The organism is Acinetobacter sp. YH12098 (assembly GCF_013419235.1).
Lineage (GTDB): Bacteria > Pseudomonadota > Gammaproteobacteria > Pseudomonadales > Moraxellaceae > Acinetobacter > Acinetobacter amyesii.
The window spans coordinates 16,952-37,077 of record NZ_VPAO01000025.1 but is presented as its reverse complement, the minus strand read 5'-3'; the positions used below and the strand labels follow the sequence as shown (position 1 = coordinate 37,077).

The following is a 20,126-nucleotide window of genomic DNA, read 5'->3' as shown; positions in this document are numbered from 1 at the left end:
AGTTAGGAAAGCACCCATCTGGGTGCTTTTTTATGTTTTAAATATATTTAATTGGTGTGTGATCAATCGCGATTGATCAGCAATAGGCAGCCAAAACTGATGAAGATTCCACCGGTAATGGCGTCAATTTTTTTACTAAATTTTTGATAGTAATACGTCATTTTAGGTGCTGAGAATAAGACCGCAACCAATGCAAACCAAATCAAACTTTCAATAAAGACTAAAGCCAATAAAAAGCTTTGATCAAAAATGCTGACCTTTGCACTGATCCCAATAGAAAATACACTAGTGAAATAAACCAATGCTTTAGGATTGGCCATATTGGTCAAGAAACCTTGAAATAACAGCGTCAAAGGCGATTTTTTCTGTACGGCTTGCTCGGTTGGTTTTGTTATTGTGCCGAGGTCTTTACTCCATGCAGACTTTAATAACTGAGAGCCTAAATATAAAAGATATAGGCCTCCCAAAATCATGAGGCATTGTTGTAACCAAGCCATTTTCTGAAATAGAAAATGTAAGCCACTTATTGCACAAATTGACCAAACTAAAATACTGAGTGAAATACCTAACGCGGCAAATAATGCATGTGATCTGGATTGTCGAATAGCACTTTGGGTGACAAAAAAGAAGTCAGGGCCTGGGCTGATGAGAGCAAAAAAGTGGATGAGCGCAATGCTGAGTAAGGGAGTCATTATAATGGCTTATACGTTTTGAAGTGCAACCGTTATAAGCCATTTAGCATTAAATTAATAGCTGTTTTAAAGCTCAAGCTGTTGTAAAAATTGTTGCAAAATAAGGGGAGCAACACGTTCTAAATGAGGTGCATGTTGTTGGCTTTCCATGCGCAAATTTGGAATGTTAATTTGTGCTTTATGTAGTTCACATGTATGCCCAATCAGCCATTTTTCCATGGCCTGAGCTTCTGCTTCAATATGAAACTGTAGGGCTAAAATATTGGGCCCATAGCTAAACGCTTGATTCGGGTAAATTGCCGAGCTGGCGAGCAGTTGTGCATTTGCAGGTAAATCAAAGGTATCACCATGCCAATGCAGTACAGGCACTTGATCTAATGGCGCTAATATATTGTCACTGATGGCATCAAGCGCTAAGGAACTCCAACCGATTTCTTTGCTATGACCTGCATAAACTTTAGCGCCCAATGCATACGCAATAAGCTGAGCACCTAAGCAAATGCCTAAAGTCGGTAATTTACTCTCTAAACGTACTTTAAGTAAGTCTATTTCTTTTTGTAGGAATGGGTAGTCATCAGTTTCATAGACTCCGATCGGGCCACCCAAAATGATGGTAAGCCCTGTATGTTGCATAGCTTTACTCAGGTCATCGACTCCAGCTTCGAAGTATCTCACCCGATAACCCAATTGGTAAAATACATCTTCCAATGAACCCAAATCTTCAAATGCAAGGTGTTGAATGACGTAAATGGTTTCGTTTAATGCAGTACTCATAGGGATTTTTCAGGATTAAAATTTCAAAATAGAATGTAGCTTGAATTGTCGGAGATTAAAAAGGAAAACTGTAAATTTTTCACAATTGCGAAAAGAGATAAATATAGAAGTTGGCTGAAGCATATTGTTTTTTTTTTTGAATGATTAGGTTCGTTCGTTGAACTTAGCATTTAAAACCTTTGTACTGTGAAGTAAGGGATTCTCGAAAGGCTTTATTGGCAAAATTTATGAGAAAAAGTGCATGATATTTTGATAAAGCTTTGGTTTAGTATAAAAAAAAGATGAAAAACCAATGGAAAAGCGTTTAGAGATGCGTATGATGAAATCTTCGACAAACAACAGTTCATTTTTCTTTTAATATCATCACATAATTAGATAACTGATTTTAAAAGTAAAAAAATATAAGCCAGGGAACTTGTATGCAGTCAAAACATAATCGAGATGCCAGTCTCTTGCATGCGATACATAAAATTTTATTGAAGGAATGGGACCCGTTAGGGATTCGCCGTATTCCTGCTTTACGTGATGAATATGATGATTATTTGCCCAATATTTTTAAATTAATTCAAGAGGATTCTAGTGAATCAGAAATTTTTGAATATTTATGGTGGGTTGAGCAAAAGGTCTTAGAGAAAAAAGGGCAGAAGGAACATACCCTAAAAATTGCGAAAATGTTGAAGGCAATTGAGCGCTAGTTTGCGGTCGTGTACGCATAAAAAACCGATTCGTTGTCCGTATCGGTTTTTTATTTTAAATCTCTTAGAAGTCTCTTAGAAACGGTTTAGAATTTCTTTTCTAAGGTAAACATAAAGCTTGGAATTGCTTCATTGATACGAGATTGGTATAGCGCGCCAGAACTTTGTTCTTTTAACACTTCTTTATAATCTGAGCTGAGAATATTACGTGCATTCACCGATGCAGACCAATTTTGATCAAAGCGTTTAGTAAAACTCACATCCATATTGACGCGTTCATTGCTGGTGCGATTGTACGGTTCGTTACTCAGCGCACGTGTATATTCAGGGGTATAATTGAGGTTCACACTTGTTGCAATACGCCACGGTTGATAGTTATAAGATAAACCAGCACTTGCGGTATAAGGTGCAACATCACTTGCCAAACGGTCAGAGCCGTCAGTTTCTTCAATTTTTGCACGTACAGTTGAAAGTTGAGCATTCAACATAAATGAATGACCATTCTCCGTTTGCTTCAGTGCATAACGTCCAGCAATTTCTATACCATAAGTAGTTGCACTGTCTTGGTTATAAGGACGTTCGACAAAACGGCAATCGGTATTTCCTGTTTCACAACGACCGCCTGTAGCATTTTCTGACAGGATCGATTTTTCGATATAGTCATTAATTTCTCGATAATAGGCAGTGATATTTACACCGCCAGCAGGGGTGTTATAGCCTAAGGTTGTTTCGTAAGCATTAATAGTTTCAGGTCGTAAGTCTGGATTACCACCACGATTAGGGTTGTTTAGTGTCCCAGCATCACTATCTGTAGAAACTGAAACCGTCGGCATCAATTGATTGCTACGTGGATTTTTAAAAGCCTGACTCAAATTGGTTTGGAGTGACCATTGGTCATTAAAGTCAAAACGGTGTGCTAATACAGGACTCAAATGCTGATTTTGATAATCCACTAAACCTGAACGATCAATCCACTCTTGGCGTACACCTAGAGTTAAGGTTTGGCGCGGCGTATATTTCCAACTTCCTTCAACATAAGCAGCATACAATTGTTCATCTAAGGTGTCTGCAATATTGCTTTTAAGTTCATTACTACGTAGATCGGTACCAAATTTTATTTGGCGTTTTGAGTCGAACTTTCGGACACCGTCGTAGCCTAAACCATATTCATTAATTTGTTCATCAATATACGATTGAGAATCTCTGAATTCGGTCAATTCTGTTTCATTTTGCTGTTCGATTGATAAGCGAATTTTGTCAGAATTACCTTGGTCTTTATGCTCATATCGTGTGTTGAGTCGAATGCTGTCATTTTTATCTTTTTGGACTTGGGTGCCACTTGTGCCTTCGCTTTCATTGTTGCGATAAAACATTTCAGCGACCAATTTTTGTTGATCATCAAGTTGATATTCAACACGTGGGGTGAGCATTTGCGACGTACGATTGGTGATGCGTTTCTGGGTTTTCGTTCCTGTTGCATCTTGTGTACGGGTGAGTGTATCTGAATCATTCCACATTTGGCTCCCAGATAAACTATAGATCCAAGGGTCTGATCGACCATCCATTTGAAAGTTTAAATTGGTGCGTTCTTCTTCACGTCTATTTGACTTTGTTAGACCATAACCAGCACGTACAGATCCACTCAAACGCGTGCCATTCAATGGTTCTTTTAAAATAATATTGATGACTGCAGATGAAGCAACAGAGCCTTGAGCGACGCTGGGTTGTTTTGTAATTTCAAGGCGTTCGATCATTTCCGGTGTAATGCTATCAACAACTGACATGCCACCACGAGGACCACCTTGTACAGGTTCACCATTGATTAAGAACACGGGTGCGCCACCACCACGAAAACGCATACCACCTGCACCACCACGTGGACCACCGCCAGCACCGGGAAGTTGAAATCCTGCAGCACGACGCAGCGCATCATTGATGGACTGATCGCCAAATTTCAACATTTCATCACGGCTTATGATGGTTTTTGCGACAGCACTGATATCTGGGTCTTTGGGCTTAGAGCTTACTGTTGGAACTTCAAATGTTAAAGCTTCCATTTGCTGAACTGCTGCAGATTCTTGGGGATTTTGGACTGTATCTGCGGCCCAAATTGATGTTGAGATTGTAAGTAATGCGTAACTTAAGCTGGTCAGTTTGAGTGTGGTGTGCGCGCCGTACATTATTTGGTTGTCCAAATGTAATTTTGGCAAAGAATAACGGAAAATTATGGAGAAAAATTGAGGAAAATAGCCGAGATGAGCATTTCGTTAGATTAGTTTTTAACAGGCAGGTGAAAGGTTGTGCGGCAATAAAGAAAGCCTTAATCGTTGGAAGTAATCCAGGCCTATTAACGCCGCTACAATATAATAAATCACTGATGTGACGCAGTAACATCAGAAGCGTACTTTGCTTCAAATAATAAAGATACGCGGTAATGTCATCCGCAATTGTTTGAGACAGGACGACTTCTAATCAAAATGTTTTTGCGATACGTTGAATCATTTGACGGTAGTGAACGAGTTTTGTTGGTGAGGTGCATTGCACCGCAAAATGGTCTCCTTGCGAAGCACGCTTCTCATTTTGCCGAATGAGAAACAACGTTTCGTAAAGTACCCCCAGCCGAAGGCTAATCCCTGTATTTAATCCCTAAATGTAAGACTTCGTCGAATAGACGTAAATATTATTTTAAAAATGCGAAATGACTTTTATGTGTATAACATGAGTAAATACATCTAAAAATAAGCCTTTGAAGAAAAATTAAGACATAAAAAAACCCTCATCTTTCGATGAGGGTTTTTCGTATTCTGGAGCGGGAAAGGAGACTCGAACTCCCGACCCCAACCTTGGCAAGGTTATGCTCTACCAACTGAGCTATTCCCGCAATGAGGTGAATTATAGAGAATTTCACACAACTGTCAACTCTCTATGCTTCTGTTTGCTTAATTAATCAGCACGGCGCCAAATAGTGCCTTGACGAGTATCTTCAAGAACAACCCCTTGATCTAACAAAGATTGACGAATTTCATCTGCTTTTGCAAATTCTTTAGCTTTTTTCGCATCTTTACGTTGTTGAATTAAATCTTCAATCTGTTCTTCTGGTAAGCCTAATGCTTCCTGACCGATATCAGATTTCAGGAAATCATCTACATTGTGTTGCACCAAACCTAAAATGTTGGTCAAGTGATGCAATGTCGAATAATACACAGCCGCTTGTTCAGCATTTTCATCTTTTACTGCACGGTTTAACTCTTTGTTTAGCTCGAACAAAACTGCAATGGCTTCAGGGGTGTTGAAATCATCACGCATAGCTGCATTAAAGCGCTCAACCAAAGCATCATCTAAAGTTTCTACGGTTTTTTCACCATAGGCTTGTTGATAAGCTTTAAATGAATGATAGAAACGGGAAAGGGTATTTTTCGCTTCTTTTAAAGCAGTGTCAGAGAAGTTTACTGGGCTACGGTAATGTGATGACACAATAAAGAAGCGAATCACTTCAGGGTGGAATTTATCCATCACATCACGAATAGTGAAGAAGTTACCTAAAGACTTCGACATTTTTTCGCCATCGACATTAATAAAGCCGACGTGCATCCAGTAATTGACATACTGTTCGCCAGTAGAGGCCTCAGATTGCGCAATTTCATTTTCATGATGCGGGAAAGTTAAGTCTGAACCGCCACCATGAATATCAAAATGGTTACCTAAGCAGCAGGTCGACATCGCTGAACATTCAATATGCCAGCCCGGACGGCCATTGCCCCAAGGCGAAGCCCAAGAAGGTTCATTTTCTTTGGCATGTTTCCAAAGCACGAAGTCAAAAGGATGTTTCTTTTCTACTTCTACATCAACGCGTTCAGAAGCACCAGCCTGCATATCGTCAAGTTTACGACCCGAAAGACGACCATATTTGGCAAACTTTTCAACTTCAAAATAAACATCGCCATTTGCAGATGGATATGCTGTACCTTTGTTGACTAAGTTACCAATCATATTCTGCATTTGATCGATATAGTCTGTTGCACGTGGTGCTTCATCAGGTGCTGCACAACCTAAATTGGCAGCATCTTCGTTCATGGCCTTGATAAAGCGATCGGTTAAAGCAGTAATGCTTTCGCCATTTTCATTGGCACGGGCAATGATTTTGTCGTCAATATCGGTAATGTTGCGAACGTATTTAACGTTCCAGCCCTGACTGCGCAGGAAACGGATAATGTAGTCGAATGCAACCATAACTCGAGCATGACCAATATGACAGTAGTCATACACGGTCATTCCACAGACATACATATCGATATGTCCTTCTTTGCGAGGTACGAATTCTACTTTTTTACGTTGCTCTGAGTTATATAGAACAAAAGGTTGCATAGGTCTTCAAATTGTTTCTACCAAAAGATGGCTCATCTTAACCTAAGCATTTTTTTTCATAAAGTTAAAACCCAAAAAAGCAGATATTTTTTAATGCTTGATGTAATTGTACTGCTGGAAAAAGAAGTTGAAGGCTCATTTGATTCGGGCTGAATTTCATTTGAGAGTTTAATTCAATTTATCTGTTCCTAAGATAAAAAAGAAGAAATGCATCTTTTCTGCATAATTCATGAATTCTTATACATTTGGAAACGTGCTATTTGCATAGATATGATAAAATTGTGAAAATTTTTTATTTTGAAAGTGAGAGCGCACCTCTCACGGCTTAAGGTATAACAACTTTGAATCCACCAAATATGCCGAATCAAGTCGATTTTCAGAAAGTCGCATTAGAAACTTTGCGTATTGAAGAGCATGCTTTACAAGTATTAGCGACGCAAATAGATGATCGTTTTAGCCAAGCCTGCGAAATCATTTTACAGTGCAAAGGGCGTTTAGTGATTACTGGTATGGGTAAATCGGGTCATATCGGTCGTAAAATGGCCGCTACGTTTGCCTCGACCGGTACGCCATCTTTCTTCATGCATCCGGGTGAAGCTGGGCATGGTGATTTGGGCATGTTGGTTAAAGGAGATGTGCTCATTGCAATTTCAAACTCAGGTAAGAGTGATGAAATTATGATGCTGATGCCATTGATCAAACATTTGGGCATTCCTCTAATTACCATGAGTGGCGACAATAAAGGCCCAATGCCACAAAATGCCGATGTCGCATTGACCTTGGGTAATATTCAAGAAGCATGCCCTTTGGGTCTAGCGCCGACCTCAAGTACCACTGCAACATTAGCCTTAGGTGATGCACTTGCAGTTGCATTATTGGATGCACGTGGTTTTACCTCAGATGATTTTGCACGCTCTCATCCTGCTGGAGCGTTGGGTAAGCGTTTGTTATTGCATGTAAAACATCTTATGCATACAGGTGAAGACTTACCAAAAGTGTCGCCAGAGACACCAATGAATAAAGTTCTGTATGAAATTTCAAATAAACGTTTGGGACTCACCACGATTGTCGATGAAAACGATACCTTATTGGGTATCTTTACCGACGGTGACTTACGTCGTTTGATTGATAAACAGCAAGGCTTTGATGTGAATATGAAAGTCTCAGAAGTGATGATTAAAAATCCTTTGACCATTTCACAAGAAGAACGCGCGGTACATGCTTTAGAACGTATGAACGAAAAGAAAATTACACAATTTGTAGTTGTTGATGATGTCAATAAAGTGATTGGGATTATCAGCATGCATGATTTGATTCAGGCTGGGGTAAATTAAGAAAATGGCATCGTATGTATTGCTAGAACAAGCGCGTCACATAGAAGCACTGGTACTGGATGTAGATGGAATTTTAAGTGATGGATTTGTAACATTGACCAATAGCGGCGATGAAATCAAATCTTTTGATATTCGTGATGGCTTAGGCATGAAGTTAGTGCAAAAAGCAGGTATCAAAGTCATCATTATTACTGGCCGTAAAAGTAATATCGTTGAAAAACGCATGTCTGACTTAGGTGTGGACTTGGTGTTTCAAGGTCGTGAAGACAAAGGCGTTGCCTTGACTGAGGCCTGCGCACAGTTTGGTATTGATCCTTCAGATTGCCTATATATGGGCGATGATTGGCCCGATCTTTCAGCCTTTGCTATTGCAGGGATGAAAGTGACCGTACCGAATGGACATTTAGAAGTACGTCGTCGTGCAGATCTTGTAACTCAGGCGATGGGTGGACGTGGTGCTGTTCGTGAAATCTGCGATATGCTTTTAGTTTCTAAAGGTGTATACCAGGAACTACTTGAAAAATATGCAAGTGCACCTTATTAATAAATTGATGCAGTCATTGGATTGAATCTCCGCTTATGGATACTAAAGTTTTATACGTGACAGCTGTGGTCATTGCTGCAGTAAGCGGTGGTTTTTACTATTTCGGTGGAAAGGGTAATAAGCTTCAGGCGGACTCTTCGAAAAGTATGACTTACTCAGCTGAAAACATTAACCTGACGCAGACTGATGAGCAGGGGAAATTGCATATTCGTGCGCAAGTCGATCGACTTGAGCAGGATTTGCAAAAGCAAACGTCTCATTTGGTCAATCTGAAAGCATCGACCTATCAAGATGGTGCTGTCGATGCCACGTTCTTTGCCAAACAAGCGAATGGTATGGACGATAACCAAAAAGTCGTACTGAGTGACAATGTGGTTGCAACGAAATTGATGCGTGAAGGGCAAATGGAGTTTCGTACTGAGGAACTAACTGCTTTTCCAAAACAGCGTGAAATAGAAACGGACAAGACTGTAACGGTGATTTCACCACAAGCCGAATTTGTCAGCCAAGGTTTAAAAGCAAATTTAAACGACGGTCAATACGAATTTTTTAATATTCGAGGAAAGTATGAACCATAATTTTAATCGAAAAACTGCAAAAACTTTCCTAAAACGTACAGCGCTACTCGGTTCACTGGCGTTATGTTCAGTTGCAGCTTTTGCTTTGCCTTCAGATCGTAATCAACCGATTTCATTGGTTGCCGATCGTGCAACGTTTAATGAAAAAACCGGGATTACGACGTATACCGGTAATGTCATCATTGAACAGGGTTCAATGAAGCTGCAGGCAAACTCAATCGTTGCGAACTTAAACAGCAAAAAAGAGATCAGTACGATTACAGCAACGGGCGGACCAGCACATTTCCAACAAAAAACTGATCCTGCCAAAGGCTTTGCAAAAGGCCAAGCACAGAAGATTGTCTACAATGCTGAAACAGGTATTATCACCATGACGGGTGGTGCTTTGTTGCAACAAGATGGTGCAAGTATTCGGGGTAATAGCTTGAAATACAGTATGAATAAAGGCGATATCGTTGCTGAAGGTACACCAAACAAATCTGGATCTTCTTCAGGTCGTGTACAAATCGTGATCCCACCATCAAGCACTAAGTCCTTCCCAGGAGCACGTGATTAATGGAGCAAACTTCGCAAGTTCAAACTTTATGTATTAAACATTTAGCCAAAAACTACAGCAAGCGTTGGGTGGTAAAGGATGTGTCCTTTAGCATGCAAAGTGGTCAAATTGTGGGTTTACTTGGTCCAAATGGTGCAGGTAAAACCACAAGTTTCTATATGGTTGTTGGTCTAGTGCGTATGGATAAAGGTGAGATTCATTTAGATGATCTTGATTTGTCTGACTTGGCAATGCATGAGCGCGCACGTAAAGGTATTGGTTATCTACCTCAAGAAGCATCTATCTTTAGAAAATTAACGATTTCTGAAAATATCATGTCGATTTTAGAAACCCGTAAAGATCTAAATAAGCAACAACGTCAGCAACGTCTAACGGAATTGCTTGCTGACTTTAAAATCACACACATCAAAGATTCTCTTGGTATGAGTGTGTCGGGTGGTGAGCGTCGTCGTGCGGAAATCGCGCGTGCGTTAGCGGCAGACCCTAAATTTATGTTGCTAGATGAACCTTTTGCAGGGGTCGATCCTATTTCAGTGGGTGATATTAAAGACATTATCCGAACATTGAAAGATCGTGGTATTGGCGTATTAATTACAGATCATAATGTGCGTGAAACCCTTGCGATTTGTGAGCATGCTTATATCGTGAGCGAAGGTTCAGTGATTGCAGAAGGTACTCCAGAAGAAGTCCTTGCAGATGAAACGGTACGTAAAGTTTATCTTGGTGATGATTTTACTGTTTAATTGAATAATATAAGAAATTTCCCGTTGAATGGCGCTAGTTTCATTCAGCGGGTTTATGTTATTGTCTGAAATGACAAAAACTGAGCGATTAATCTAAAAAATTAACAAGAATTCAGTATACTTTAAACTAAAAATACGACCTGCAAAAATCATGCGATTACGAAAGATGAATGGTCCAGAAGTTGGGCGTCCGCGTAAAAATAAGTGTAATTTCTTTTGTATATTATTATTACCCTTTTCCATTGGTTCAGTGTATGCAGCAGATACTAGCACTGCACAAAGTACCATTCAAAAGACATTAGATAAGATTTTTTTACCTAATAAGCCTAAACCTTCTGCCGAAAAAATTAACATCACCGAACTCAGTAAATATAATTTAGATACCTCACGTGTCCAAGAAATGCCAGCCGTTGCTTATGGTCGAACACAACAAGGCAGCTATAATCCAAACACAGTAGCGAAGAATCTAAGTTTTATTGATGCGATACATATCGCCGTCCAAAGACGTCCAGAAATCACACAAAGTATTGCTACAGTCGCATCGCAAAACGCTAATATTGACCTAGCGGATGCTGCATATTATCCCCAAATTTCAGGTGGATTGAGCACTGCAGATCTGACTAAAGGCGAGCGTGGACGTCAGTTGGTATCTTTAAATGCGACGCAGATGTTATATGACTTTGGTAAAACCAAAAGTGCTGTCGGTATCGAAGAAGCAAAAATGTTACAAGAGCAGGCTAATGTACTTGTAAATTTAGATGAAGTTTCTTTTGATGTTGCAAATGCCATTATCAACATTAAACGATATCAAGAAGTTGCTAAAATTGCGCAGCAGCAAATTGCCGGTGTGAGTCGGATTGCTGAGATTGCTAATTTACGTGCAACCGCAGGGATCAGTAGTCAAGCAGACCCTATTCAAGCCAAGTCAAATTTAGAAGCTGCGGAATCAAATTTAATTGTGCAAGAAACTCAACTTCGACAGTACCAACAGCGACTTCGTACCTTGTTAGGTTTTGATGTAAGTCAGATCAATTGGGTGATACCCGATCGGATCTTAACTGCAGCGGCTTTATATGAGGATCCGGACTTCAAGATGATTCCGAGCATGATGAAAGCACAGGCTGGAGTTCAAGTTGCCAAACTGCAAAAGCAACAGTCAAAATTAAGTGCTTATCCAACCCTCAATGTCAAAGGCAGTCTGAGTCAGGCGGTGAATGGCCGTAATCCAAATAATGATGAAGATGATGGTTTATATAATTCAATCATGTTGGAAGCCACCAGTAATTTTTACCAAGGTGGTGCAATTGCAGCGCAAACACGTGCCGCAAGCTATGCAGAAGAAGCAGCAAAAGCACAAGTAAATACAGTGTATTTGGATGTGATTGATCAAGTCCGAATGATTCGTGAACAAATCGAAAATAAAAAGCGTCAAATGTCGATATTGGTGCAGCGCCGTGAAACAACGGTAAGAACCAAAGAGCTGTATCAAGAACAATATAAATTAGGCACTCGAACGGTTGTCGATCTACTGAATGCAGAGCAAGCCATACATAGTGCCGCACAAGAAATTGTGACATCGCAATATGATATCTACTCAGCACTTGCACAGTACATCCAAGTGACAGGGCGTTCACGAAATATCTATGAACTTAATAATATATCTATTCAGGGGTTTGAAGTTCAGCCATGAGTAATACAATAAATTATCAACCGTGGCTACAAGCGGTTCTGAATATTGCAAAGCATTATCGAATTGAACCCTCTGAAGAACGTATACGGTTGCAGTTGGATTGGGATCAACACAAAAATGCCGATGAACTGGTCGCAGTTATGGCACGCCAAATTGGATTAAGTGTTCGTAAAAACAAATACGACATAAATCTGCTCAATCCATGGCGCTTACCTGTATTGGTTGAGTTTATCAGTGGTGAAGTGGGTGTGGTAGAACGCATCGACGTAGACGGTAATGCCAGTGTCCAATTGAGCGGAGATGAAGGTTTATCTCAAGTCTTCTCTATTGAACGATTGAGCCATGGCGTTCGCAATATATATATTCTGCGTCCAGAGTCATCTGTACCCGATGCACGTGTTGATGAATACATCAAGCCGTTTGAAAAAAATTGGTTCTGGTCGATCGTTTTAAAAGACTGGAAACGCTACATCGACATTATGTTTGCTTCATTAATGGCAAATATCTTGGCCCTAGCCACCATTTTATTCTCAATGAATGTGTACGACCGTGTCATTCCATCTCAATCTGTGCCGACTTTATGGGTACTTGCGGGTGGGGTGTTAATTGCAGCGATATTTGAGTTTGCATTACGTGTTTCACGAATTTATTTGTCGGATATTATTGGTAAACGTGCCGATTTGAAAATTTCAGATCGTGTATTTGGTCATGCATTAAGAATTAAAAATAGCGAACGCTCAAAATCTACAGGTACTTTTATTTCACAGATTCGTGAATTAGAAGGGGTACGCGAAATGGTCACCTCGACGACTGTTACTGCGATTGCCGACTTACCGTTTTTCTTCTTGTTCCTGTTCATCTTCTGGTTAATTGGCGGCAATCTATTTTGGGTTATGCTGTTGGTGGTTCCTTTGATGATTATTCCAGGGATTTTGGCGCAAAAACCATTGGCTAAACTTGCACAAATGGGTATGCGCGAGTCTTCGATTCGTAATGCCTTATTGGTTGAATCTGTGCAAGGTATGGAGGATATCAAATTACTTCGTGCTGAATCACGTTTCCAAAACCAATGGAACCACATGAATGAAGTGTCTGCTGATGTCAGCATGCGTCAACGTAAAATTGTAGGCTTAATGTCGGCATGGACGCAAAAAATTCAGGGTCTAACGTTTGCAATTGTTGTACTTGTCGGCTGTTTTGCTGTGATGAAAGGTGAAATGACCACAGGTGCTTTGGTGGCTTGTTCGATTTTGTCTTCACGAATGTTGGCACCGATTTCTGCACTGGCAGGGGTATTAGGTCGTTTACAACAGGCTAAAGTGGCAAAAGCCGGTCTGGATGAGCTCATGAAGAAACCTGTCGATCAACCGGATTATTCTCATCTTATTCATCGACCATCAATTAATGGTCATTATGAACTCAATGGTGTGTCATTTAAGTATGGTGAGGATGATCCACGTCCAAGTCTTTTAATTCCAAAACTGGAAATTAAGGCTGGAGAAAAAATCGCAATTTTGGGCCGTAACGGTGCTGGTAAGTCGACGCTACTCCAATTGTTATCGGGTATGCAAACGCCAGTACAAGGCAAAGTTAAATTAGATGGGATTGAGCTGTCTTTAATTGACCCCGCAGATGTACGCCGTGATATGGGGCTATTGAACCAAAATTCACAGTTATTTTATGGTACGATTCGTGAAAACTTGACCTTGGGTGCTCCGCTGGCTACGGATGAACAATTGATTGAAGTACTGAAAATTACGGGTGCAATTCACTTTGTTCAAGAGAAAAAAGAAGGGCTAGACCATATCATTTTAGAAGGTGGTGTAGGCTTCTCTGGCGGTCAACGCCAAGCTTTGTTGCTTGCACGCTTATTGATTCGTCAACCCAATATTTTATTGCTTGATGAACCTACAGCAGCCATTGATGACGTATCTGAGAAGCAGTTGATCGATCATTTAAAAGGTTATTTACAAAACCGAACTATGGTGGTAGCAACACATCGCCGTGCGGTACTTGAGTTGGTTGACCGCATTATTGTGGTGAATGAAGGTAAAATTGTCATGGATGGGCCTCGTGATCAAATTCTGAATCAGAATGCTCAGAAAAAAGTAGCTGGGGCTTAAATCATGAGTGAAAATAAACAAGAAATACAACGCTCGACCAAAGTCAGCTTTAAAGAGCCACCATTACCAAAATCGAGTTTAATCATTTGGATTATTACGATTGGTCTGGCAATCCTTTTAGTTTGGGCTTGGTTGTTTAAATTAGAAGAAGTCTCTACAGGGACAGGTAAAGTGATTCCATCTTCGAAAGAACAAATTGTTCAGTCGCTTGAGGGAGGGATTTTAACCAAGTTGAATGTGAAGGAAGGTCAAATTGTTGAACAAGGTCAAGTCCTTGCGCAACTCGATCCAACACGCTTCGCATCAAATGTTGGTGAAACCGAGTCTTTACTTGTGGCATCACGTGCGACAGCAGCACGTTTACGTGCAGAAGTGAATGGTACACCATTAACCTTTCCTGAAGATGTTCAAAAGATTCCAGCTTTAGTGAAGGAAGAAACAGCTTTATATCATTCACGTCGTGCAAACTTGGAAGAATCTGTTGCTGGCTTAAAACAGGCATTGGTGTTAGTTCAACAAGAATTGGCCATGACTGAGCCGCTTGTTGCTAAAGGGGCAGCAAGTGAAGTTGAAGTACTTCGTTTAAAGCGTTCAGCGAATGACTTACAAAATCAGTTAAATGATGTCCGTAACCAATATTTGGTAAAATCACGGGAAGAATTGTCGAAAGCCAATACTGATATTGAATCACAGCAACAAGTGGTGAAAGGCAAATCAGATACACTCAGCCGTACCGTTTTTAAATCTCCAGTTCGTGGTGTGGTCAAAGAGATTGATGTGATGACATTGGGCGGTGTGATTCCGCAAAATGGTAAATTGATGACCATTGTACCTTTGGATGAACAGCTTTTGGTAGAAGCACGTATTTCACCGCGAGATATTGCTTTTATTCGTCCGGGTCAAGAAGCCTTAGTGAAAATTACGGCATATGACTATTCGATCTATGGTGGTCTAAAAGGTAAAGTGACCGTCATTTCACCAGATACTTTACGTGATGAAGTGAAACAAGATCAGTTCTATTATCGTGTTTATATCCGTACAGATAGTGATAAATTAAGCAATAAAGAAGGTAAAAGTTTTAGTATCACGCCGGGTATGGTGGCAACAGTTGATATCCGTACCGGCTCTAAAACTGTACTTGAGTACTTAATCAAGCCATTCAATAAAGCAAAAGAAGCACTTCGCGAACGTTAATAGCGCAGTGCCAATCAAGCCTCCAGTGTTGGGGGCTTTTTTGTGGATGTAAGTCTTTCAAAAAACGCTATAATATCCTTTGATACAGGATCTAAAGACGTTATGCCATTTACACTCGCCGCACAGTTTGAATATGAAGAAGACATTAAAAAAAGTCGTTTTCAAGCCATCGCAGTTCCTGTGGAAAATGAACAAGCCGTTAAAGAATTTCTCGAAGCCCATAAAGATATCTCAACAACACATCAGTGTTGGGCATGGAAAATTGGACATACGGTACGTTTTAATGATGATGGTGAGCCTTCAGGCACAGCAGGTCGGCCCATTCTAGCAACCATAGAAGGGAATGACCTAACCAACGTGTTGGTCTTGGTTAATCGTTGGTATGGCGGAATTAAGCTCGGGACAGGGGGATTGGTACGTGCCTATGGTGGCTGTGCCGGTAAGTGTCTTTTACAAGCTGAAAAAATTGAACTTATTGAGAAGAAAAAAGTGCAATTTAGTTGTCAGTTTAATGAATGGGCAATTTTCCAATACGAACTCAATCAGCAGCAAATTGAATTTCAGGAAGAATATACAGCGCAGGGCGTAAATGTACTTGCATCATTGCAAATTCATCAAATCCAACCGCTACGGTTAAAGATTCAAGATGTAACTCGCGGACGTGAACAATTGCATATCGTTGAGGCTGCTGAAGATGAATGAACAAGATCCATTATTGAAATATCGAGAGCAACATAAGCATCGTCTGAATTATATGCCTTGGTTGTATTGGTCACTCAAACCGAAAAATCGTGGTTGGGCTGAAGCTTGGCAACAGGAATATCAAGACTATCTCAAATCGATGGAAACTGTGGAAATTGGTGAAAATTGTTTTATATCGCCATTGGCTCATATTTTTGCTGAACCGGGACGTAAGATTGTCATTGGAGATAACAGCTTTATCGCTGCAGATTGCACCCTGCATGGCCCAATAGAAATAGGGAATGAAGTGGCGATCAATCATCACTGTATTTTAGATGGTGGGCGAGTGGGCATCAAAATTCACGATCAGGTTCGTATAGCGGCATATTGCCATCTATATGCTTTCGATCATGGAATGGATGTCAATCAACCGATCTATCAACAAGCTGTACGTTCACAAGGGATTGAGATAGAGCATGATGTTTGGTTAGGTGCGCATGTTGGAATCAAGGATGGTATTCACATTGCTGAGCAGGCTGTAGTCGGCATGAACAGTATGGTGACGAAAAATGTTGAAGCGCGTGCAATCATTGCGGGAAATCCTGCAAAATTCATTCGATATCGTGAATAAATAATCGCCAAATACTTCATAAAAATTTTTTATGCTTACACAAATGCATGCACAGTGAAACAGAGTTGTGATAAGTTAAAAATAACAAACAACATTTTATAGCCAAGCAATAATAAAACGAGGGCTAATCATGAAACGAGTTATCGCCTGTATCGACTCTTCTCCATGCATTAATGCACTAGCTGATGCTGCTGCTTGGGTTGCTAAACAAACTCACCGTGAGTTGGTTTTACTGCAAATACTTGATTACTATCCGGCAAGTTATCACTTAGGTGAAATTAGCGGCGTGATTGGGTTTGAAAGTAATGCCATGCTCTTAAAAGAACTGGCGGAGTTAGAACAAAAACAAAGTGATTTAGCGCTAGATTATAGTAATAACTTGCTCAAACACATTTCTGAAATGATCCAAGATAAGCATGGGATTCAAACCACCCATATTCAGGAAAAGGGTGACTTCTTAGAGCAAAGTTTTAATATTTTGCAAGATGACGATATTGTTTTAATTGGTCGCGTTGGTGAACGTTCAGCAGAGCGTAATAAGCCGCTGGGTAGTAATGTTGAAAACTTTATTCGTGGTGCAAGTTGTACAGTTATGACCGTAGGACCAACGTTTAAACCACCGACTCGCTTTATTTTTGCCTATGAATATTCGCCTAAATGCGTTGAGTTAATGAAGCGTGTGGCACAAAGTGATCTACTCAAACTCTTACAATGTCATTTGGTTTATGTTGGAGATCACCCACAAATCTTGGATGATCCAAAAAATTATTTAACCAATGCCGGTCTCGATGTGGTGACAGAATACCGTTATGGCGATGTTTCGGAAAATATTCTGGACTATCAGCAAGAGCATGGCATTCAGTTAATCGTACTTGGCGCTTTTAGCCACAGTAAAATCCATCAGTTCTTCTTGGGCAGTATTACCACCAGTATTTTCAGAAATTCGAGTGTTCCACTGTTGGTTGTAAAATAAGATGAAACAACAAATAGGTGATTTAATAGACGGACAAATGCGAGTAAATAAATAATAAGTTGTTGTATTAAAAATAATCAGAGTTATCCTCATAAATTGTGGATAACTCTGTGTGTAGTGTTTGTAAGTAGTTGTTTTAAAAATAAAATATTGTATTGATTATTTTTTATACCTTTATTCGAGGTGTTTAAAAAACACCTCGATTTAGATTATTTAACGATTGCAATCGCAAAACCATCATGACCTTTACAACCTACAGTTTGAAGTGCCGTGCAGGATAAAATTTTCGGATGATTTTGCATGGCTTTGAACATATCTCGGATACCTTCAATACTTGGCTTGTGGTTTTCGGCATTCAGAATCTCACCTGCACGAATCACATTGTCTAAAACAATCACTGTACCTGAATGAGATAAATTTAGGCTTAATTCTAAATATTCAGGGTAGCTCTGTTTGTCTGCATCGACAAAAATAAAGTCAAAAGCTTCAGTATCTTCAGGAAGGGCACGTAAAATATCTGCCGCGCGACCACATTTTAGTTCAATCGTTTGTGCAAGCTTTGCATTATCAATATTTTCTTGACCCAGGGCAGCATGTGTATCACGACCTTCAATGGTCAGAATGTAACCATTTTCAGGTAAGGCACGTGCTAACCACATGGTGCTGTAGGCTGCAAAAGTTCCAAGTTCTAAAACACGTTTACACTTGTTCATTTGGATTAACATTTGTAGCAGCATGCCTTGATTGGCCGCTACAGCAAGATGATCTGGAAAGCCACGTTCATCTGTATGTTGAAGTGTTTGAGTCAGTATTGGATCTTCAGGAATTAAATGTGAATCGATGTAAGCATCAATGTCTGTCCACATTTGTTGCATGTTGTCGCACCTCGTGATTGATGCAAGCATTTTAAACCTTTCCACTAACATCGCAATTTATTGTTCTGTATTTGTATATTTTATGCACAAAAAAGACCTCCGAAGAGGTCTTGGTATGACAATGTAATGTTTTAGTAATTACACATTGATGAACGACTTGAGTGATCAGGCCCCCAAGTACGGTAGCCTTGAGTATCAATATGAATTTGTCCGCTGGCATATAGACCTAGGCCCATATTGAGGCTTTGCCCATGTTGTGACCAAAATTGGCATAAACGGAACTTGGTATTTTCAATATAACTATAGTCTTCGGGCTGTGGATACGCAGGTCCAATACGGAAATCAATCGCCGAGTTGTATAAGTGACGAGATGAACTTGCACCACCGGCACACTGGTTCAAAGGCAAATCACGATAAACCGATGTCACTTCAAAGTCCGTTAAGATATTGGCAGCTACTAAATATTTAAAGACACGTAAGGTTGCAATTTGGTTTTGCCATAATTCACGGTTAGGTACCATATATTCTGAGCGACCACATTTTTGCCAGTCACGTGCAGTACGCATCAACTCAAATGATGGAATGATATTGCCTACACCATTTTTCTCTAAAAAGACTTCATAGTCTCGAACGCGACGTAAATTATCGACAGACGCGACCCACGAATTGTAGGCATAAGGCACCACTTTAGGCGGGGCTTGTCTGATGGTCGTCACTTTTTCTTGAGGTATGTAAATACGTTTACCGTCGGGAGTTGTAATAGTGTGACCTTGTTTTTGTGGTGTAGTTGTACAACCAATGAAAACAAGAGGGAATATTGCAACGGACAATAATCCCTTGAGTAAATGCTTCATTATAGAAATCAATTATTTATAAACTCGTTCTATTTTAATCCAATTTGATTGAGAAAATTTGAATAATTTGCAATGAAATGTGTGCTTTAAGTATAAAAAAAGATCAGCATGTGCTGATCTTTTCATGAAAGCGTAAAATTACTTTTCAAGATATTGTAATTTATCAGCTTTACCGTTCCATTCTTCACGGTCGGCAGGTTGACCACCAATTTGAGTGATGTTCGGCCATTTTTGAGAAAGTTCAGTATTAAGTTCGATAAATACTTCTTGACCTTCAGGTAACTCATCTTCAGAGAAAATCGCGTTAGCTGGACACTCAGGTTCACATAGCGCACAGTCGATACATTCATCTGGATTAATAACAAGGAAGTTTGGACCTTCATAGAAACAGTCAACAGGGCAAACTTCTACGCAGTCTTGATATTTACATTTAATACAGTTTTCAGTGACAACAAAGGTCATGGCGACAGCTACCTAAAAAATATGGTTCTAATAAACTAATGGTGTATTTTAGGCAAAAAATAGGGTAACTAACAATTCCTTTTATTGATAATTATTATATGCAGTGCTGTTAAAATCACTAAAAACTGAACAATTTATGTAAATTTCACAATGAATGAGAATCATACTCAAAAACTAATTAAATTACATCTGTTTATCGAACAATATTTTTATGTGCATTTTAAGCATGAAACATTTTAGAACATTAATTTTTTATCAATTTATTGCTGAATAGCCGCAGTAGTAGATAGCAAACATTCACTAATTTACGCGTTTGAATGGTGTCAATGCAAAGAACACCTTCATTGGTGTTCTTTGCATAT

General features: G+C 39.8%; 19 protein-coding genes and 1 tRNA gene. 12 read left to right on the top strand and 8 right to left on the bottom strand.

All coding sequences use genetic code 11. The annotated features are described in order from the left end of the window. Positions 1-62: 62 nt before the first annotated feature. Together FTU38_RS09820 and FTU38_RS09815 are read right to left on the bottom strand one after the other, a co-directional pair. On the bottom strand, positions 63-692 hold the full coding sequence (locus FTU38_RS09820; protein ID WP_180111065.1) for a LysE family transporter: 630 nt from the start codon (positions 690-692) through the stop codon (positions 63-65). A 66-nt stretch (positions 693-758) separates the two neighbouring features. Next, positions 759-1,466: a glutamine amidotransferase gene (locus FTU38_RS09815; RefSeq protein ID WP_180111064.1), complete on the bottom strand. Its 708-nt coding sequence runs from the start codon at positions 1,464-1,466 to the stop codon at positions 759-761. Positions 1,467-1,885: 419 nt separating this feature from the next. On the opposite strand from FTU38_RS09815, the gene FTU38_RS09810 reads away from it, so the two are divergent. Continuing rightward, a complete protein-coding gene (locus tag FTU38_RS09810; RefSeq protein WP_078193570.1) occupies positions 1,886-2,161 on the top strand; it encodes a hypothetical protein in 276 nt (91 codons plus the stop codon). Between the two features lie 86 nt (positions 2,162-2,247). Here FTU38_RS09810 and FTU38_RS09805 read toward each other — a convergent pair whose 3' ends face one another. The 3 genes from FTU38_RS09805 to cysS form a co-directional block, all read right to left on the bottom strand. Then, positions 2,248-4,341 (bottom strand): TonB-dependent siderophore receptor, encoded by a 2,094-nt coding sequence (locus FTU38_RS09805; RefSeq protein ID WP_180111063.1) that lies wholly within the window; start codon positions 4,339-4,341, stop codon positions 2,248-2,250. Between the two features lie 625 nt (positions 4,342-4,966). Next, positions 4,967-5,042: transfer RNA gene (locus FTU38_RS09800), tRNA-Gly, on the bottom strand. 62 nt (positions 5,043-5,104) lie between these two features. Further along, positions 5,105-6,526 carry a cysteine--tRNA ligase gene (gene cysS, locus FTU38_RS09795; RefSeq protein WP_180111062.1) on the bottom strand — a complete coding sequence of 474 codons (1,422 nt, stop codon included), beginning with the start codon at positions 6,524-6,526 and terminating at the stop codon, positions 5,105-5,107. Positions 6,527-6,882: 356 nt separating this feature from the next. Between cysS and FTU38_RS09790 the strand changes: the two genes are divergently transcribed. The 11 genes from FTU38_RS09790 (at position 6,883) to FTU38_RS09740 (ending at position 17,573) form a co-directional block, all read left to right on the top strand. Further along, the gene (locus tag FTU38_RS09790) at positions 6,883-7,860 is read left to right on the top strand and encodes an SIS domain-containing protein (protein WP_078193567.1); all 978 of its coding nucleotides are present in this window, start codon (positions 6,883-6,885) and stop codon (positions 7,858-7,860) included. 4 nt (positions 7,861-7,864) lie between these two features. Then, positions 7,865-8,404 (top strand): HAD family hydrolase, encoded by a 540-nt coding sequence (locus FTU38_RS09785; protein ID WP_078188762.1) that lies wholly within the window; start codon positions 7,865-7,867, stop codon positions 8,402-8,404. Between the two features lie 35 nt (positions 8,405-8,439). Then, the gene (gene lptC, locus FTU38_RS09780) at positions 8,440-8,982 is read left to right on the top strand and encodes an LPS export ABC transporter periplasmic protein LptC (protein WP_078188761.1); all 543 of its coding nucleotides are present in this window, start codon (positions 8,440-8,442) and stop codon (positions 8,980-8,982) included. After that, complete coding sequence (gene lptA, locus FTU38_RS09775) at positions 8,972-9,538, top strand: lipopolysaccharide transport periplasmic protein LptA (protein ID WP_168377635.1); 567 nt, start codon at positions 8,972-8,974, stop codon at positions 9,536-9,538. Before lptC ends, lptA begins: the two co-directional genes overlap by 11 nt. Then, entirely contained in the window at positions 9,538-10,281 is a 744-nt protein-coding gene (gene lptB / locus FTU38_RS09770) for an LPS export ABC transporter ATP-binding protein (RefSeq protein WP_078188759.1), read from the top strand. The genes lptA and lptB overlap by 1 nt, the downstream gene beginning before the upstream one ends. Positions 10,282-10,447: 166 nt before the next feature. Further along, on the top strand, positions 10,448-11,971 hold the full coding sequence (locus FTU38_RS09765; RefSeq protein WP_180111072.1) for a TolC family protein: 1,524 nt from the start codon (positions 10,448-10,450) through the stop codon (positions 11,969-11,971). After that, on the top strand, positions 11,968-14,094 hold the full coding sequence (locus FTU38_RS09760) for a type I secretion system permease/ATPase (protein WP_180054464.1): 2,127 nt from the start codon (positions 11,968-11,970) through the stop codon (positions 14,092-14,094). The genes FTU38_RS09765 and FTU38_RS09760 overlap by 4 nt, the downstream gene beginning before the upstream one ends. Before the next feature lie 3 nt (positions 14,095-14,097). Continuing rightward, positions 14,098-15,288 (top strand): HlyD family type I secretion periplasmic adaptor subunit, encoded by a 1,191-nt coding sequence (locus FTU38_RS09755; protein ID WP_078193562.1) that lies wholly within the window; start codon positions 14,098-14,100, stop codon positions 15,286-15,288. A gap of 102 nt (positions 15,289-15,390) precedes the next feature. Further along, complete coding sequence (locus tag FTU38_RS09750; protein WP_180111061.1) at positions 15,391-15,990, top strand: YigZ family protein; 600 nt, start codon at positions 15,391-15,393, stop codon at positions 15,988-15,990. Continuing rightward, the gene (locus FTU38_RS09745; protein ID WP_180111060.1) at positions 15,983-16,600 is read left to right on the top strand and encodes a DapH/DapD/GlmU-related protein; all 618 of its coding nucleotides are present in this window, start codon (positions 15,983-15,985) and stop codon (positions 16,598-16,600) included. Before FTU38_RS09750 ends, FTU38_RS09745 begins: the two co-directional genes overlap by 8 nt. 130 nt (positions 16,601-16,730) lie before the next feature. Beyond that, positions 16,731-17,573 (top strand): universal stress protein, encoded by an 843-nt coding sequence (locus FTU38_RS09740; protein ID WP_078193559.1) that lies wholly within the window; start codon positions 16,731-16,733, stop codon positions 17,571-17,573. 209 nt (positions 17,574-17,782) lie between these two features. Here FTU38_RS09740 and FTU38_RS09735 read toward each other — a convergent pair whose 3' ends face one another. The 3 genes from FTU38_RS09735 to fdxA all read right to left on the bottom strand — a co-directional run bounded on the left by FTU38_RS09735 (position 17,783) and on the right by fdxA (position 19,764). Then, on the bottom strand, positions 17,783-18,448 hold the full coding sequence (locus FTU38_RS09735) for an O-methyltransferase (protein ID WP_180111059.1): 666 nt from the start codon (positions 18,446-18,448) through the stop codon (positions 17,783-17,785). A 131-nt stretch (positions 18,449-18,579) separates the two neighbouring features. Then, positions 18,580-19,302, bottom strand: coding sequence for a D-Ala-D-Ala carboxypeptidase family metallohydrolase (locus FTU38_RS09730; protein ID WP_078188751.1), 723 nt, complete (start codon positions 19,300-19,302; stop codon positions 18,580-18,582). A 138-nt stretch (positions 19,303-19,440) separates the two neighbouring features. Beyond that, positions 19,441-19,764, bottom strand: coding sequence for a ferredoxin FdxA (gene fdxA / locus FTU38_RS09725; protein ID WP_180111058.1), 324 nt, complete (start codon positions 19,762-19,764; stop codon positions 19,441-19,443). Between the last annotated feature and the right edge of the window lie 362 nt (positions 19,765-20,126).

What these genes read in the sequence shown, in the direction of transcription:
- FTU38_RS09820 (WP_180111065.1), bottom strand. Translation starts at nt 692, where the DNA reads ATGACTCCCTTACTCAGCATTGCGCTCATCCACTTTTTTGCTCTCATC.
- FTU38_RS09815 (WP_180111064.1), bottom strand. Translation starts at nt 1,466, where the DNA reads ATGAGTACTGCATTAAACGAAACCATTTACGTCATTCAACACCTTGCA.
- FTU38_RS09810 (WP_078193570.1), top strand. Translation starts at nt 1,886, where the DNA reads ATGCAGTCAAAACATAATCGAGATGCCAGTCTCTTGCATGCGATACAT.
- FTU38_RS09805 (WP_180111063.1), bottom strand. Translation starts at nt 4,341, where the DNA reads ATGTACGGCGCGCACACCACACTCAAACTGACCAGCTTAAGTTACGCA.
- cysS (WP_180111062.1), bottom strand. Translation starts at nt 6,526, where the DNA reads ATGCAACCTTTTGTTCTATATAACTCAGAGCAACGTAAAAAAGTAGAA.
- FTU38_RS09790 (WP_078193567.1), top strand. Translation starts at nt 6,883, where the DNA reads ATGCCGAATCAAGTCGATTTTCAGAAAGTCGCATTAGAAACTTTGCGT.
- FTU38_RS09785 (WP_078188762.1), top strand. Translation starts at nt 7,865, where the DNA reads ATGGCATCGTATGTATTGCTAGAACAAGCGCGTCACATAGAAGCACTG.
- lptC (WP_078188761.1), top strand. Translation starts at nt 8,440, where the DNA reads ATGGATACTAAAGTTTTATACGTGACAGCTGTGGTCATTGCTGCAGTA.
- lptA (WP_168377635.1), top strand. Translation starts at nt 8,972, where the DNA reads ATGAACCATAATTTTAATCGAAAAACTGCAAAAACTTTCCTAAAACGT.
- lptB (WP_078188759.1), top strand. Translation starts at nt 9,538, where the DNA reads ATGGAGCAAACTTCGCAAGTTCAAACTTTATGTATTAAACATTTAGCC.
- FTU38_RS09765 (WP_180111072.1), top strand. Translation starts at nt 10,448, where the DNA reads ATGAATGGTCCAGAAGTTGGGCGTCCGCGTAAAAATAAGTGTAATTTC.
- FTU38_RS09760 (WP_180054464.1), top strand. Translation starts at nt 11,968, where the DNA reads ATGAGTAATACAATAAATTATCAACCGTGGCTACAAGCGGTTCTGAAT.
- FTU38_RS09755 (WP_078193562.1), top strand. Translation starts at nt 14,098, where the DNA reads ATGAGTGAAAATAAACAAGAAATACAACGCTCGACCAAAGTCAGCTTT.
- FTU38_RS09750 (WP_180111061.1), top strand. Translation starts at nt 15,391, where the DNA reads ATGCCATTTACACTCGCCGCACAGTTTGAATATGAAGAAGACATTAAA.
- FTU38_RS09745 (WP_180111060.1), top strand. Translation starts at nt 15,983, where the DNA reads ATGAATGAACAAGATCCATTATTGAAATATCGAGAGCAACATAAGCAT.
- FTU38_RS09740 (WP_078193559.1), top strand. Translation starts at nt 16,731, where the DNA reads ATGAAACGAGTTATCGCCTGTATCGACTCTTCTCCATGCATTAATGCA.
- FTU38_RS09735 (WP_180111059.1), bottom strand. Translation starts at nt 18,448, where the DNA reads ATGCAACAAATGTGGACAGACATTGATGCTTACATCGATTCACATTTA.
- FTU38_RS09730 (WP_078188751.1), bottom strand. Translation starts at nt 19,302, where the DNA reads ATGAAGCATTTACTCAAGGGATTATTGTCCGTTGCAATATTCCCTCTT.
- fdxA (WP_180111058.1), bottom strand. Translation starts at nt 19,764, where the DNA reads ATGACCTTTGTTGTCACTGAAAACTGTATTAAATGTAAATATCAAGAC.